The following is a 17004-nucleotide window of genomic DNA, read 5'->3' on the forward strand; positions in this document are numbered from 1 at the left end:
TGCCGGTAGTAACACCGACCCCCCTGCATTGGCTTATGCCAACCAGTCATGCAGCTATGACGCCCCTTCAGTAGGCTATTCCACGGTTTATCCGTTGGCGATGTTCCTGCGTATTCTGACTGCTCAGTTGCTCATTCTGCTGATGGCTGCATAGTTCAAAGCACTATCAGGATATAAATAAAATAAAGCGAGGTCTCTGCCCGAAAGCAGATGCCTCGCTTTATTGTTTGCAGGAGAGATTGGGGATATGCCCCGCTTATTTCTGAATACCGAATTCAGACTGCTGACGGTCTACCTCCTCCAGCATCTTGCGCTTTTCTTCTTCAGTGAACTGCTGTTTGCGGGTTCCGGTTGTGGGTTGTGAAGTCTGGACCTTTGCCGCAGCCTCCTCTTCGCTGTAGCAGAAAGGCATGCGTGCAGGAATGCTCTCAAACTCCAGTTCGGTAGGGGTAGGAGCCTGTGTACCTTCAAACTGTACATGCGCATATACCTTGATTTTCCCGGCTTTACGGGTCGAACGTACCAACAGGGGAGCCGAACCCCATTCCACGGCACGTGGATTGGCATTGATGGAGGCATCGCCCACAATCTCGCCTTCCCCTTCTACACGGAAGACAATGTTGTCCTTGGCAAGGCGGCGTACATGTCCCAGGTCGTCGGTTACTTCGGCAATGACAACCACGAAATCCGAACCGTCGGCTATCAGGTCATGCTGCTTCTCGGCCAGACGCAGACGCAACTTGGTAGAACGGCGTGAAGGCATCTTCTTGGTGCTGCATACCACTCGTCCGTTGATGATTCCCTCGGCATACATGTTCACCATCTGCCAGTTGCGCTCGGTGTAGCTGTGGCTGCGGGCTTCCCAGAAATCCCATACGTTTTTGAATACCACGGGGGCATTGGGCAGGTGTCCCTTCTCGTGTTTGACGGGGAGTATCCATTCCTTCGTCCCGTCGTACATTGACAGGCGGACGGAGTCGCAGTTGCTGAACACCACCACGTCCGGGTCGGAGAAGGGGCCCATCTCATGCATGATGTAGACCATCGGTCCGCTCTCTGCCGTCGGGTGTTTCAGGTCGGCAGGCGACTGGCTGCGGAACATGTAGTAGGCATACTTGGGCTGGCGGAAGCAGTCGAAGATACCTCCCCAGTATGGGTCGGGGTGATAACCGCGCTGGTGGTCGAAGGGATGCCACTGTGCTCCGCCGATGAACTTGCCCGTCGTGCGGAACAGCCCGTCGTAGGTCTGTGCCAGCGACAGTGCCTGTACCTTCTGCGGACGTTCTCCCCAGCTGCGGGAAGCGCGGTTGTTGTTGTTGTGTGCATACCAGTCGTCTACATTCTCGCCCCATTCGCGGGTGAAGATGCATTGCTTGGGTGCATTCGCCTTTTCGTCATCGCCGGGCCAGCCATAGACCACGTCATAGTTGTCTTTCACACCGGCAGAGTGCACGTCGGCAGCAGCCACCGGACGTCCCGGATAGGGATATTCATCCTTGGTAATCTGCAGGGCCTGAAGAGCGAAGTCGAGCGGATAGGAGGTTTCGTTCAGGATGGGTTCCCACATCAGTACCGAGGGATGGTTGCGGTCCCGACGGATGATGTTGCGCGTGTTTTCGTGCACACGTGCAGCAAATTCAGGATTCTTGTTCCAATATTGCCATCCCGGCGTAGCCACGATGACAAACAGTCCCAGCTCATCGCACGCATCCATGAACGAGGGGTCCTGCGGATAGTGTGCCACGCGGATGATGGTGCATCCTGCATCACGCAGCAGACGGGCATCGCGCCATTGCTGGGAGTTCGGCAGGGCATTTCCCACATAGGCAAAGTCCTGATGACGGTTGGCGCCCACCAGTTGTCCGTAAGGTTTCCCGTTGAGGAAGAACCCTTTTTCGCCGTTGAACTCAAACCAGCGGATGCCGATGCGGGTCATGCCGCCGTCGATGGTCCGGCTGCCGTTCTTGATGCGTGACTCCACCCTATATAAATAAGGTGAGTCGGGCGACCACAGACGGGGGTGCTTCACTACGAGCTTCTGCATGGCAGTCTCGTCCTTTCCGGCAGCGAGGGTCAGTTTCTGGCTGACGCGACGTACCAGGCGTCCGTCTGCATCGGTCAGTGTCGTTTCGACGGTCACCCGACGCGAGGTGGCAGCACTGTTCTTCACATGGGTGTTGACGTAGACCTCCGCACTTTCCTCCGACAGGTTGTCAAAGTGGACGAACACTCCGCCTCCTGCCACCTTGCCTGCCTCGATGGCGTCCGTGATGGCTACAGGTGCCTTGCCGATCATCCACACATCCCGGTAGATGCCGCCGTGATAGGCGAAGTCGAGCGTATACTGCGTCTTGCCGGGAGGGTAGGTCTTGTCATTGCTGTTGTCAGCCATCACGGCAATGACACACGAGTCACCCGCCTGCACACCTGCTTCGGTCAGTGAAACGTTGACAGGCAGATAGCCGCCCAGGTGCTCCTTGACCAGCCGGCCGTTGACATAGAACTTCTGCTTGCCCATGATGGCCTCGAAGTGGATGGTCACGTTCATTCCCTTCAGCGAGGCAGGCACGGTGAAGTGCTTGCGGTACCACGCGATGCCCTGATAGTTGCGGCATCCGCTGGCCTCAGCCGGCATCAGCTGGACGGAGTGAGGAGTGGAAACCACCTCCCAGTCGCGGTCGTTGAAATCGGCAGCTTCGGCTCCTTTCACATCTCCACGGTAGAAACGCCATCCGGGATTGAAGTTATACACTTGCCGTCCGCTTCCCTCCAGGGGGAAGAAGCCGGCGACAGAAATCTCTTGGGGAGAAGACACACTCTGTGCCAGTCCCGGCAAAGAGAGTAACAGTAAGATTAAAGTTAACGCAATGTTTTTCATAATGTTCTGCTTAATTCCCGCAGCTGCCCAGCTTATCAGTCCATAGTCTGCCGATTGCGACTGGAGCTTGCGGAAGTTGAGTCATTCTGTAATGGATTGCTTTGTATTTGTCGCAAAAATAGGCATTTTCGTGAGTGATTACAAATCCTGTGTCCGTAAATCAGGGAATGTGTTGAAGTTGGCTTTTTGGGGGGCTGATTGATAGCTTATAATGTTTGCTGCTGAACGAAAAGGCGCGACTACCGGGGTAATCACGCCTGAAAAAGAGTTCGGCAGGAGTTCATACCCCCAGCACGATATTGGCATCAATATTCAGCTTCCGGCTTATCTCTCGGGCAACCTTCAAGGTCGGTTCGCATTTGCCGGACATGTAGTCGCTCAGTCGCGATGGACTGACGCCGACCAGCTTAGCAAGCGATTTTTGATTAAGCCCCATTTCATACATCCGGAGTTTAAGGACATCTACGAGGGTCGGTTCTCCCAGTGCAAAATGTTCTTCCGAATAGTCAGCGACAAGGTTGGAGAGCAACTCCAGCTCGATGCTGTTCGGGTCATTCAGAGGAGTGTCATCCTTCACCAACGGAAGGAGTTCCTCCACTCTTTTCACAGCCCATTCGTACTGAGCTTGATTTTCTATCTTTGTCATAGTACTAAATATTAGCGCAATCTATTTTGTCATATTCCTTATGAGTCCCAATAAATCGAATGTACACAAACTGAATGGTAAGCTTTATCACTGCCACCAGGCGGTAGTTATTACCTTTGATGTTGAATACATAGTGTTGGTTGCCGACATTGTCGACGCTGTTGAACGTTTTCCTGACGTCGGCAAAGCAAGTCCACTTGCTCCTCTTCACAATGGTAGCCCACTCTTGCAGGGCAACCTTTGAATCCGGGTGGTTCTCTACGTATTCCTTCAATGTTTGTTCGGTGAATATTCTCATGGGTCACGCGATTATCATGTGACAAAGATAGGTACATAATTCTATTATTCAAAATTGTATTCCAATATTTGTAACCATGTGTGAGAAAATTGCGATTTGTCAATTTGTCAAATTGTCAAATGAACCGCCCGGAAAATCCCTTCCTCGCACCAAAATACGAGTTGGTGAGTAGAAAGGGCCTTCTCGGGCGATTTACAAAATACAGATTGCTGCGTTTTGTTTCTCAGAATGTGATTCTGTCTGCCGTATACCGCTTCCCGACGGACGGATGAACAGCATATACCCGAAGATGTGTTCAAAATAATAGCTTCCAAAAGTACGCGCTGTCGTACAAACTAGAGGTGAATGAACGCAAAATAACGATTCATAATCCTAAATGAAGTCTTTGAACGTGCTAACAAAATTGTTCGGCGGACGAAACAATATTGTTTGGGTCGTCAAACAATATTGTTTCACGCACCAAACACAAGTGTTTGACATCTCAAACAATATTGTTTGAGTGCATAAACATGCGAACTTGAGGTCCTAAAGGAATATGTATGCACTTAATCCTGCATGAATATTCTTAAAATAGCCTACTTTGGCTGATTTTTCAAAAGTACGAGTTAGCCGGAAAGTTCATTTGGAGAGATTCTGTCAAGGAGAAGAGCCTAAATTGTGGCATTCTGACAGGTCGTGCAGGGTGGGGCGGTTGGGCTTCGTGCCACTCCTCCCCGAAAAAGGACACGGCTTTCTATCCGTTTTTTCAGACGCTGACGAGGCATTTGCCTTTACGTATCCGGGAAGGCAGAATCAACGCGAACCGGTCTGTCGGTCCGCTACAATCGCGGTTTAGACGTAATGGTAATAAATCTGTATAGATAGAGCTGTGTTTATCGAAGTTTGGCCATTTTTAAAGCCTTTTGTTGATTAGCGGTAGTCGTGTAAAATCTCCTTTTACGGAAAATCGGGCAAAGGCAAATGAAATATTTCTTCATGAGAAATTCGTTTTTAACATAAAAACAGATTGATAAACGCTCTTTTCCTTTTAGAACCCCTGAAATGTTGATTATTCAGCTTTGATGCCCCAAAGTTTTCCGGTTTTCTCCTGTTTCGTATTTTTTGTACATGGATATGCACGAGGACTTACGCCCCTTTCTGGCTCGGAAGCTCTTTATATACGGAAGGAATCCCGACTCTTCTTGTCGGAAAAGGAATGGCTGTGTAACTAAATTTATGATACTTTTTTTATTGTCATCCTTGTTCCATGAGGATTCCTTCTTGTATGTATTATTGGAAGAATATACAGAAAATCAAATTGCTGCGATTTGTCATTATGATAAGTTGTGGGGGGAGGTAAATGTTTGTTAATTCGATTACAGCTTACTTTTTGTTATTGTATCCTTGAATATAAGGCACAAATGTCAGTTCAAAAAGCTTTGTTGCCTCGTAGAATTGTGCTAGCTTTCCATTAGAAGATTCTTATGCCGGTCGATGTGTCAGCATTGCGAGCACTCATTTGACTAAGAAAAAAATGAATATACTAATATTAAAATACCTATAAAAGGTTATGAAGAACAAAAACAATTTCATCCCCACTGCCAAGCAGCTGGCCGAACGAAGCCGGCTGTTGGTGAGCCTGTCTTTATGTCTGGCTACACCGTTTTCTGCACTGGTCGCTGCGAATGCCGTAGAGCATGCTTCCTCTATAGAAAAGGTATGGCAAGACGGGCGGAAACAAATCAAGGGTGTCGTAACGGATGAGAATGGCGATCCATTGCCCGGCATCAACGTTTATGTGAAAGGGACAACAATCGGCGTCCGTACTGATCTGGACGGTTCTTATGTACTGAATGTACCATCTAATGCCAAGATTCTGGTGTTCTCCTGTATCGGTATCAAGACCGAGGAAATTCAGATTGGTAAACGGTCAGAGATCAGCGTCGTCATGAAAGAAGACATCAACCAGTTGGGCGATGTGGTGGTAACCGGTATCTTTACCCGTTCCAAAGAGACTTACACCGGTGCCGTGACTTCGGTGACACAGGAACAATTGCAGAATTATCGCGGTCAGAACTTGATTCAGACCTTGAAGAATATCGATGCTTCCCTGAATATCCCGGTGAACAACCTGGCGGGTAGTGACCCGAACCATATCCCGACGATGAACATCCGTGGAGCCTCCACGCTGCCGACCGATATCCGTCGTGTGGCAACGGAGAGTTCCGTGAATAACCCGGTGGTGATGCTCGATGGTTTCGAAGTGCCGTTCTCACGCCTCATGGATATGAACGACAGCGAAATTGAATCCATCAATATCCTGAAGGATGCTTCGGCAACTGCCATCTATGGTTCACGTGGTGCCAACGGTGTCATCGTCATTGTCACCAAGAAACCTGCACCCGGACGCTTGAAGGTACAAGGTACGGCACGCATCAATTTGGAGTTCCCGGATTTGTCTTCCTACCACATGCTGAATGCGAGAGAAAAACTGGAGCTTGAAAAAATTGTCGGCGTCTACAAGTCGTCAAAGGACATGGACCAGCAGAGTCTCTATGACAGCTATTACAATGAACGCCTGAAAGCGGTGCTCGAAGGTACCGATACCGACTGGCTCAGCAAGCCGCTCCGCAACGGTATTGGTCAAGGCTACAATTTGCGTTTGGAAGGCGGTAGCGATGAGTTCCGCTGGAGTATGGACGGCAACTATAACCTTGTGAACGGTGTCATGAAAGGTTCCAAACGTCAGACCATCTCCAATAGCCTTACCTTAATCTATACGGTCAAGAACTTCCGTTTCCAGAACTATTCATACATCACCAACACAAGTTCTGCTGAGAGTAAATATGGAGGATTCAGCACCTTTGTCAGCATGCAGCCGTACAATGCCCCGTATGATAAGGACGGCAAGCTGGTGCGTTATTTCCCCACCACGCTGCACAGTTCTTCGTCGGTAGTGACCAACCCGCTCTATGAAGGCACGCTGAACAACAAGGATACCAGCAACTCGTTTACCTTCACCAACAACTTCTCTGTGGACTGGACCATCCTGCCGGAGCTGATTTTGCGCGGACAGTTGAGCATCTCGAAAGGCTATAACCGGACCGATGTTTTCCTTTCGGCAGAATCGGGTGCTTTTACCGGAACGAATTACCGTTCGGTGGAAGGCATGCGCAAGAAAGGTACCTACGACAATACCCGTCGGGAGAACTATTCGTTTGATGCCAACTTTACGCTCAACTATAACAAGATTCTGGCAGAAAAGCACATGGTTTACGTAGGTTTGAACTACATGGTACGGGATGCCTATGCGGACATCATGGGTGTGAAGGCGGAAGGCTTCAGCAACGAGAACCTGCGTCACATCTCAAACGCTACCCAGTGGTCTTCCTCCGATTATTACAAGAAGCCGACGGGTGGTGAAAGCACGAGCCGTCAGGTGGGCTTTGCCGCCAACTTGAACTACACGTATGACAACCGTTACTATGTGGATGGTTCCTATCGTCTGGATGGTTCGTCCGAGTTTGGTGCCGATAAACGCTTTGCTCCGTTCTGGAGTGTCGGTCTGGGATGGAATATGCACAATGAAAAATTCCTGCGTTCCAATTTCCTCAATACGTTGCGCCTGAGATTTTCTGTAGGAGAGACCGGTACGATGAACTTCTCTACGGCCAGTGTCATCACGACGTATGCCTACAACTCCAGCCGGCAATATCTGAACTGGAACACTGCCAGCCTGATGGGATGGGGTAACCCCTCGCTCACCTGGCAAAAGACCCGGGAATATAACGTCGGGACAGAGTTCGCCTTCTTCCAGAACCTCATCAACGGACGTTTTGATGTCTACAAGAAGACCACGACAAACCTGCTCTCCAAGATGGAATTGCCCAATGCCATGGGTTTCACAAGCTATGACAGCAATGTGGGCTCTATTGAGAATACCGGTTTCGAGTTGTCATTGAACGGTTACATCCTGCGCAACTATGCACGGGACTATCGTTGGAGTGTCGGGGTACAATTGGTATATGATAAAAACAAGATCGGCAAGCTGTCGGAAGCCTTGAAAGAGCAGAACCGGTTGTTGCAGAACTCCAGCCGTGACGTCAGCAACCTGCTGTACGAGGGCTATCCGGTGAATTCTATCTGGGCAGTCCGCTCTCTGGGTATCGACCCCAGTTACGGTAATGAAGTCCTGATAGACAATCATGGCAATGTGACCAGTGTCATGCGTGCCGAGGAAAAAGTCTTTCTGGGTAGCGGTGACCCGCTCTATCGTGGTATTGCCAACTCGCAGTTCTACTGGAAAGGCTTCTATGTGAATATGTCGTTCACCTACCGTTGGGGCGGCTTGGAGATGAACCAGACCCTGCATGACCGTGTGGAGGTGTCTGTCAGCCGTATCATGAACTCCAACGTGGATGAGCGTGTATTGAAGGCCCGCTGGATGAAGCCCGGTGACCTCGTTGAGTTCCGCAACTTTGATGCTTCCGCCAGTTCGGGTGTCTCTTCCCGTTTTGTGCAGAAAGACCGCACATTGGAACTGTCGAGCCTGAATGTGGGCTACCGTTTCGAGTCGGAAGCTTTCCGGAAACGCACGAAGTTGAACTATTTGAATTTCAGTATCAATATGTCGAACGTGGCCTATTGGTCGACCATCAAGCAGGAACGCGGTACGTCCTATCCGTTTGCGCGCAATGTGATCGGAACTGTGACGATTGCCTATTGATACCTGTTGAAACGAGCATTTCAAAACTTTAATATGAGCATTATGAACTACAATAAGATTATAACCGGAGTATTAAGTCTTTGTCTGGCAGCATCCGTGACCGGCTGTTCCGACTGGCTGGATGTGAAACAAGACACGGTGGTGGAGGAGAAGGACCAGTTTGCGACCTACTCGGGCTTCCAGGATGCCTTGACGGACTGCTATGCCAACCTCGCCAGCAGCAGCCTTTATGGCGGCGTGTTGACCATGGGTCTGCCTGATGTGTTGGCGAATATCTACCAGGAGCCGGACAAGGAACGTGCCACCTCAAACTACTACCTGTATCATCACGACTACAGCCAGCAGTCGTTGAAGAACTCCTTCGACAACATCTATACGGAGCTGTATCGCAACATTGTGCAGTGCAACATCATCATACGTCATACCAACGATGTTCCTTCGGTATTGACGGAAGAGCAGCGTGAGCTCATTGCCGGAGAGGCACATGCCGTGAAGGCGTTGTGTCACTTTGAAATCTTGCGCCTGTTCGGTCCTGTTCCGACTGAGGGGGCAACCTCAGACATCAAACTCTACTACACCGACGTGTCCGACATCACAACGCGTCCCGTGGAGTGCGATTATACGATGTTCGTAGACCGCATCCGGGCAGAGTTCAACGAGGCACGTACGCTGTTGGCGGGTGTGGACCCGGTGTTGAAGTACAACTTTGATGAGCTGAATAAATTCGGTACAGATGGATTTGAGTATGTGACCTTGAAAGACGAGAAGTATACCGTTCTCCGTCAGTTCCGCCTGAACTATTGGGCTGTCAGAGCTTTGCAAGCCCGTATGGAGCTTTACGTAGGCAATAAGGCGGAAGCAGGAAAGATTGCCCGTGAAATCCTGGCTGCCAAGACGGCTGAAGGCAAGCCATTGGTGGAACTGAGTACGCTGAAAGACATGTCCGATGCATGCTTGTGCAGTCCTTCTGAGGGCTTGTTCCTGCTGAGTGTTCCGGGAGTCGTGTCGACAGCCGATGGTTATTTTGGCTTCAAATCGACCACGGTGGATGGCGCCTCAATCAATACATTGCCGGAAGAGACTCTGAAAGATGTGATTTTCGACGACAAGCTGGTGGGCGAGGACAAACGCTATCTCGAAGGCTGGAAGGTCGTAGCACAGACCGGTGGCGGTGCCAAGGTACCTGTCCTGCTGAAATATTTCAGTGAGGAAGAGAAGGATGCCGAGGTCACGCTGAAGATGCAGACCAAGCAGCAGGTGGTGCCGGTGATGCGTCTGTCAGAGCTTTACCTGATGCTGATGGAGACATCGACAGACCTGGCTGAAGTCAACAGGCTGTATAAGGAGTACATGCTTGCCCGCAACGTCAACCTGCAGGCGGATGCCTTTACCACCCTGGATGCCGTGGCAGCCGCTTTGCCCCGTGAATACATGCGTGAGTTCTATGGCGAAGGTATCATCTTCTATTTCTACAAGCGCAGAGCGATGGAGAAGGATTTCCTGTATGGCATGAAGGACTTCAAGAAGGAAGCCTATGTATTGCCGTTTGCCGATGCTCAGAAGCGGGCTGAAGAAATCAAGAAAGCGGAAGAGGCCAAGAAAAATGGCAAATGAAAGACTGATTAGAAAGAACCAATAAAAACTGATTGATAATATGAATGCTAGAAAGTTTACATATTCCTTGGTCGCCCTGCTGGCTTTAACCGGAATCTTGGGAAGTTGCTCGGATGAGGGACTGCCGCTTTATAATCAGAAGAAGGGAATGCTCAGTTTCAATGCGTCGGAAACAGCCAATAAAACCTTCTCGTTTATGTCCCGGGGAAGAGCTGTGATGCAGGACACGGTGTGGTTCACACTCGATTTAATAGGTCCATCCGTGGATTATGACCGCTACTATGAATTGGAACAGATTATCCCGAAGGATAGTGTCGCACAGGACAGTGTGCCCAAGCCTACGGATGCTCCGAAAACGATTACCGCAGAAGCAGGTGTGCATTACCTGGCATTTGACAGCCCGGAAGCAAAGAAACTGCAACGCTTCCCTGCCAATGCCATTCGTACCAAGGTGCCCATCGTGCTCTTGCGCGACACGTCCTTGAAGACGAAGGAGGTTACCCTGAACTTCAAGTTGAAGGTTTCGGACGATTTTGATTTGGGTTATAAGGAATATCAGACACGTACCATCAAGTTCAGTGACAAGCTGGTGAAGCCTAACCTGTGGGTTAACTATTTCTTTGGTACATACGGACCGGAGAAGCATATGTTCATGATTGAAGCGACTAAGGATCCTTGGGATGACGATTATCTGAAAAAGTTGGGAGCCATCATTCAATATGGTTCTCCTACGATTGATATAGTTCGTCAAGCCTATGTACAGAATCTGGTGACCCGATTGGCAGGGATGCTGGAAAAGGAGAATGAGGCACGAAAGGCGCGTGGAGAGGATGTACTCCGTGAGAAAGATGGCACTCCTGTGACCTTCAAAACTTGGGGATAATCGCATATCGAGTGAAATGTATTTAACAGAAGAATGATTATGAAACAGACGATTTATATCTTGTTAGGCTTGTTCTTGACCACCTTCTATGCTTGCATCGAGGACAAGTCCACTGTGGCAGAGCTTGACATTGACGACCTGCACATCGCGGGGGTCAAACAGCACTACTCCATCAAGTCCTTGGGGTCTCTGAATGTTGAGCCAACGGTGTATTCCCAATATGCCGACGATAAGTTCCGTTATGAGTGGTACCTGTACGACCAGAAGCAGGACAACACCTTGACGGATGACATGGTGAAAGGCTTTCTGGTCAGCGAGGATTCCGTCCTGAACTATCAGGTGAATGTGAAGAGCGGTAACTATAACCTTCTTTTGAAGGTCTTTTCAGAGAAGACCGGTCTGATGGCACAGGCAAAGGCTTCTGTCGGTGTGGCAGAGACCAACGGATTCTTTATCTTGAAAGAGACCGAAGAGGGAAATACCGACATGGACCTCCTGGCTATCTCGTTCGATAATTCCAGACCGCAGTTTTATGCTGATCGCGTAAAATCCCTGATGGGAGAAAGCTTCAAAGGGAAACCTGTACACTTGGACATCATCTATGAACAGGCATTCCTGGACCCTGATAGTCTGGCTGTCGGTCGCGAGTTCCCTGCCATTGACAACACCTTCTGCGTAACTACCGATGCCGGTGATATGCACTTCGTGCGTTATGCAGACTTCTTGGATATCATGCCTAAGGAATATATGTTCTACACCGAGCAGCCCTCTTTGATTCCTTATCGTGTGATTCGCTCTACGGGATTCTATGTATATCTCTTTGCCAATACGGGCGTGCACTATGTAATGAAGGGAGATCGGCAGTACGTTGACCGGGGAACTTTTTCGGATGCCGTGTCAGGTTGTCCTCCTGCAAGTACGCATGTGATTGCTGAGCGGATGGGGTTGCTATTCATGTATTGGGATCAGGCCTCAAAGTCTTTTGGAGGATACAATAGCTATTTCTATTATCCTACAGAACTGTCATCGGAAGTCAAAGGGTATGATATGACCGATTTGCCTTATGAAATGCAGTTTATGGGACACACTGAAGGGGCGAAGGATGAAATCAATCTTGCAGTCCTTCGTGAAAAGGATAATTCAGCCTCTTACATCTATTTCTTGGATGCACCTTTTTCAGGTTTAACAGTGACTTTGGATTCGGTTGCAAAGTTTGATAAGAGCTCGCTCTTGAATCAGGCAACAGAATTTGCCATCAACTCCGGCGGGACTATTAACAGTGCTCCTTATCTCTATTTCATTGTAGATAATAAGTTCTATGCACACTCCCTGGTGACAGACCGTCCGGCTGAAGAGGTGCGGTTGGAAGGTATTGGTTCCGGTGAGACCATAACCTATGTATCCAATCCGTATTGGAAAGATAAAGATAGACCCGAAAGAGACTTTGACTATGTAATTGTCGGCACTCAGCAAGGGAATACCTATAAGGTATACTTCTACAACATCATTGGTGGTAAGCCTTTTGGAGCTCCCGTTTATACGGTGACAGGCAAAGGCAAGCTGAAGCAGGTGAACTATGTTTCTTCTGTCTACAGTAATCGTATATCGTATCCTTTCTTGGATCATTAATCCTTGCTCTCCAACGCACTACAAGACAAAGTGAAAGAGACAAACAAATAGTAATTATACCTTAAACCAACAAAGAGATGAAAAAGAAAACTTTTTTCTTGAGCCTCCTGGCCGCCTTATTGGTGCTGGCTGGCTGTAAACCGGAGTTAATCACAGAGGAGAACACCCTGCGTCTGTCGCAATACAAGGTGACCTTCGAAGCAGACAAGGGGAGTCAGACTGTGAAAGTGGTCACTTCGTCGGCTGCACCGTGGACAACCATGTCGGCCGAAGAATCCACATGGCTTGCCTTGGAAAAGGGAGAGGACGGCACCACCCTGACCATCACGGCAGAGACGAATACTACTGCTGCTGAACGTCGTGCCAAGGTCATCATTGTCTGCGCCGGACTGACAGAGAGCATCGAGGTAGTGCAGGATGCGGGCAAGGAAAGTCTGACTGTAAATAAAGACGTAGTCAGCTTCGACCGGATGGGTGGCACGCAGAAGCTCACGTATGCTGCCAACACCAGCGATGTGACTTGCGAACTGGATGACGAAACTCCGTGGCTGACCTTCACAACGGACAACATGCTGCACGAGGTGACTCTCCGCGCTGAACCCAACACCGGCAATGTACGCAGTGCCAAGCTGATTCTGCATAATGGAAATGCCGAATTGGAAGTGACGGTGACACAGGCAGGCATGGGACGTGTTTACATCCCCTTCATTCCGAAATCCGGAACCTCGAACTATCTGCGTGCTGCCATTGACTACGAAGCACAGAACGGAAGCAACCAGCTGAACTATACCGAGGAGCAAGGCAAGACATTGATGACATTCATGCCCGCTGCCCCGAGCTTCAGCAAGGTGACGTATGATGTGGCTGAGGATAACACCATCTTCAATACCATCTCGCAAGTATTCACGCCCGAAGATAAGGGACAGGTGAATGAGTTTGTCGAGGCTTTGATTGCATTCGGCTTTGAGAAGAATACGGATAAGAGCACAGAGGAAGTGGCTATCTACGGTTTGAAGTCTAACAAGTCCATCCGCCTGAATATGGTGAAAGAAGGTGCTGCTTACAACCTGACTTATTCCTATACGCTGGGCTTCCCCGAATTCCCCTTCGGTAAGGGATACGGACGTGCTTATGCCGATGTGAAAGGTGAGCTGGAAGCTGCCGGCTTGGCCTTCATCAAGGATCAGGATTGGGGTACGGAAGTCGACCACTATTACAAGACCACGATTTCCGGTATCGAGCACTACTATACCGAGAGCGCAGAAACACATCAGATCATTGAGGAAGGTCTTACCTTCTCAAGTGCCAGCAGAAACAACATGGTGGCCGTAGGAGATACCAATGGTTTTGAATTGAGCGACGAATTTGCCGAAATGTTGAAGACTGAAGGCTTTGAGTATGTGAAAGACAATCCGCGTCCCAATGGCTTGCAAAAGATTTATCAGAATGCGGAGAAGAAGCTGGAAATTCAGGTCGGTTATTATCGTTCAGGTCTGACTATCCGTTATCTTCCCATGAACTAATAAAGTACACAAATCATGAGCAAACATATTCTATATAGTTGCTTGGCTACTACGTTGCTGGCATGTGCTTCATGCACGGATACGTTGCTCAGTGAGCAACCTGTTCCTCAGGGAGAGGAGCAGGTGCTCATCGGAGAGGACGCTATACCGGGTGTGTTGAACATCGAGGTGACAGAAGAGTTAGCCGACCGACTGGAAGCTATGGCCGACCAGCCTGCCACAAGGGCGGCGGCGGTCTTTACACGTGCTGCCGATGCTATCGGTACAGAACGCTTGGAACAGGTCTTCCACATTGGAGGCCGTTTTGAGGCGCGTCAGCGCAAAGCTGGGTTGCACCTGTGTTATCGCATCCGCTTTGACAAGACGGTGCCCGTGGCTGAAGCAGCTGCGCAATTGAAGAAAGAGGACGGCATCAGAATGGTGGAGGCTGTCTATCCTCGGAAGCAGGAAGAGGAGGCTACATGGCCGCAGTCACTCCCCATACAGCCTGCACCTGCTACACGTGCCACGAAGAACCTGCCGTTCAATGACCCCCTGCTGTACCAGCAATGGGCTTTGCATAACGACGGTACGGTGGTGGATTATACTGGTAAGGTACTGAAGGATTTTGAACCGGGAGCCGATGTCAATGCTTTCGAGGCTTGGAAGATTACAACCGGTACACCCAATGTCATTGTCGCAGTACTTGACCACGGGGTCTATTGGAAGCATGAAGACCTGATAGATGCCATGTGGGTCAACGAGGCTGAACTGAACGGACAGCCGGGTGTTGATGATGATGGCAACAGCTATGTGGACGATGTCTATGGCTATAACTTTGCTGAGGACAAGCCGGATGTGGAGTCGGACAGCAATGACCACGGTACCCACTGTGCGGGCATCATCGGTGCGCGTGCAAACAATGGCAAGGGTATTGCCGGTATCGCCGGTGGTAACGGTCAGCCGGGAACCGGTGTGCGCATCATGAGCTGCCAGAATATCGGTGATGAGTGGTCTGACAGTGGTAAGTCCTTTGAATATGCAGCCGATATGGGTGCCGTCATAGCTTCTTGTTCATGGATGGACCCGTTTGATCCCTATGAACGCTTGTCGGCATTCACCAAACGGGCGGTTGACTACTTCATCCAGTATGCCGGTTGTGACGAAAATGGCAATCAGCGTCCTGACTCTCCGATGAAGGGAGGAATCGTGATTGCTGCTGCCGGTAATGACGGCTGGATCACCACGGAGCCGAAAGCATATCTCAAACATTATCCTGCTGGTTATGATCCGGTGGTGGCTGTGTCCTCCTTCGGTCCCAAACGGAAACGGGCCTGGTATAGCTGCTTTGGTGACTGGATTGATATCTGTGCTCCCGGCGGTGATGCCATGTATCAAGGTTCCGGTGGCGATATACTGAGTACGGTGAAACCTACTAAAGACAATGGCAATACTGCATACATGACTAAGTGGGGCACATCACAGGCGACTCCCTACGTGTCGGGTATTGCAGCGCTGATCGTGTCTGCCAAGGGAGGTCCGGGCTTCACCAATGAGGATTGCAAGCACCGGTTGCTGACCGCCTTGCGTCCCTTTGACATTGATGCCGATAATCCGGAGTTTGCCGGGAAGTTGGGTGCAGGCTACATCGATGCAGCACTGGCGTTGGCCGACAACAAGCAGAAAGCACCGGAGAAAACTGCATTGACCGTGGTCGGGACTACTGATCGCGTCACACTGACTTGGAATATTTGCAAGGATGAAGACGACGGCACCGCAGCTTTCTACCGTATTTATTATAGTAAAGAAGCCTTCACTGTTGCTGACTTCAGCAAAGCAAGGAACGTTCACGGTGACGACATCAGTTATGTGGATGTCCGTGCTGTCGGTAAGCCTGCCGGTGAGGAGATGAAGCATGTTGTGACGCAACTCACTTCAAACGTCACCTGGCATTTCGCCATCGTGCCTACTGACCGTTGGGGACTGACAGCCGAGCCTACGTTTGTCGAGACAACCACGACGAACCAGTTGCCGTACATCGAGAACATGCCGACGGATACCGTGAAAGTGAGCAACCTGAAGCCGACCGTGCTCACCCTCCATGTGGTGGAACCGGAAGGACACCGCTGGATCTGTGAGATTGAAGGCGATGACAACGGCTACAGCCTCAAGCGCGACAGCACCACGCTGCGCCTCATCATCCGTGCCGTGCGTCCGTTGGGCAAACATACCGTCGGATTGCACTTCCGCGATGAGCTGGGCGGTGAGGAGACCATCGAAATCCCTTACACCATCGTGCCTGCGGGAGATGAGACCGAGTCGGGGCTGTCGACGACCTTCACCATCCGCACGGTGGATGTGCCGAAGGGCATTCTCCTGCAGCCTTACTTCTCACTGGCGCAGGGACAGCAGATGACCTATACTTGCGAAGTGATGGAGACGGGCGTTGTCAAAGCCGAGGTCTTTACCGACATGCTGAAGGTGACCCCCTTGGGTGCCGGACAGACCCGGGTACGTGTCACGGCAAGGGATGAACGCAACAACCGTCAGGTGCAGGACTTCCTCATCCGCGTGACCGAGGCTGCCACTGCCGAAGAGCCTTTTGTCTACGGCACGTATCCCTCGCTGTTGCATGACCGCCTCTACATCCAGCTCTCCGAGAAGAGCCGTGGGGCGAAAGCCATCATCCGCACAACTTCCGGTCGTGAAGTGATGCGCACCGACTTGCAGCCCAATGACGAGCTGGTGGCTCCCGTCGAGGTCAGCCATCTGGCACCGGGCGTGTACAAACTGGAGGTTGTTTCGCCTGCCGGAACCTATAAACAGACCATCATGAAAGGAGCTTGACT

10 protein-coding genes (1 of these 10 running past the window's edge) are annotated in these 17004 nt (G+C 50.3%); 7 read left to right on the forward strand and 3 right to left on the reverse strand.

Annotated elements, in window-relative coordinates; translation table 11 throughout:
* Positions 1 to 154, forward strand: the 3' portion of a protein-coding gene (locus C8275_RS06510) for a putative transporter (protein ID WP_106484542.1). 1517 nt of this gene lie to the left of the window's left edge; the window shows 154 of its 1671 coding nt (coding positions 1518-1671); the start codon falls outside the window, past its left edge; its stop codon occupies positions 152 to 154.
* A 102-nt stretch (positions 155 to 256) separates the two neighbouring features.
* On the opposite strand, the gene C8275_RS06515 is transcribed toward C8275_RS06510, so the two are convergent.
* From C8275_RS06515 to C8275_RS06525, 3 genes are all read right to left on the reverse strand, one after another.
* On the reverse strand, positions 257 to 2878 hold the full coding sequence (locus C8275_RS06515) for a glycoside hydrolase family 2 TIM barrel-domain containing protein (RefSeq protein ID WP_106484543.1): 2622 nt from the start codon (positions 2876 to 2878) through the stop codon (positions 257 to 259).
* 280 nt (positions 2879 to 3158) lie between these two features.
* Entirely contained in the window at positions 3159 to 3524 is a 366-nt protein-coding gene (locus C8275_RS06520; RefSeq protein WP_022384681.1) for a type II toxin-antitoxin system HigA family antitoxin, read from the reverse strand.
* A 4-nt stretch (positions 3525 to 3528) separates the two neighbouring features.
* On the reverse strand, positions 3529 to 3822 hold the full coding sequence (locus C8275_RS06525) for a type II toxin-antitoxin system HigB family toxin (protein ID WP_106484544.1): 294 nt from the start codon (positions 3820 to 3822) through the stop codon (positions 3529 to 3531).
* A 1549-nt stretch (positions 3823 to 5371) separates the two neighbouring features.
* On the opposite strand from C8275_RS06525, the gene C8275_RS06530 reads away from it, so the two are divergent.
* The 6 genes from C8275_RS06530 to C8275_RS06555 all read left to right on the forward strand — a co-directional run bounded on the left by C8275_RS06530 (position 5372) and on the right by C8275_RS06555 (position 17002).
* A complete protein-coding gene (locus tag C8275_RS06530) occupies positions 5372 to 8527 on the forward strand; it encodes a SusC/RagA family TonB-linked outer membrane protein (protein WP_106484545.1) in 3156 nt (1051 codons plus the stop codon).
* A gap of 42 nt (positions 8528 to 8569) precedes the next feature.
* Positions 8570 to 10141 (forward strand): RagB/SusD family nutrient uptake outer membrane protein, encoded by a 1572-nt coding sequence (locus tag C8275_RS06535; protein ID WP_157948196.1) that lies wholly within the window; start codon positions 8570 to 8572, stop codon positions 10139 to 10141.
* 40 nt (positions 10142 to 10181) lie between these two features.
* Positions 10182 to 11024 carry a DUF4843 domain-containing protein gene (locus C8275_RS06540; protein WP_106484547.1) on the forward strand — a complete coding sequence of 281 codons (843 nt, stop codon included), beginning with the start codon at positions 10182 to 10184 and terminating at the stop codon, positions 11022 to 11024.
* Between the two features lie 39 nt (positions 11025 to 11063).
* Entirely contained in the window at positions 11064 to 12653 is a 1590-nt protein-coding gene (locus C8275_RS06545; protein WP_157948197.1) for a PKD-like family lipoprotein, read from the forward strand.
* Positions 12654 to 12730: 77 nt separating this feature from the next.
* A complete protein-coding gene (locus C8275_RS06550) occupies positions 12731 to 14176 on the forward strand; it encodes a BACON domain-containing protein (protein ID WP_106484549.1) in 1446 nt (481 codons plus the stop codon).
* A 15-nt stretch (positions 14177 to 14191) separates the two neighbouring features.
* Positions 14192 to 17002, forward strand: coding sequence for a S8 family serine peptidase (locus C8275_RS06555; protein ID WP_106484550.1), 2811 nt, complete (start codon positions 14192 to 14194; stop codon positions 17000 to 17002).
* Positions 17003 to 17004: the final 2 nt, after the last annotated feature.

This window comes from Bacteroides sp. Marseille-P3684, from assembly GCF_900291465.1.
Classification (GTDB): Bacteria; Bacteroidota; Bacteroidia; order Bacteroidales; family Bacteroidaceae; genus Phocaeicola_A.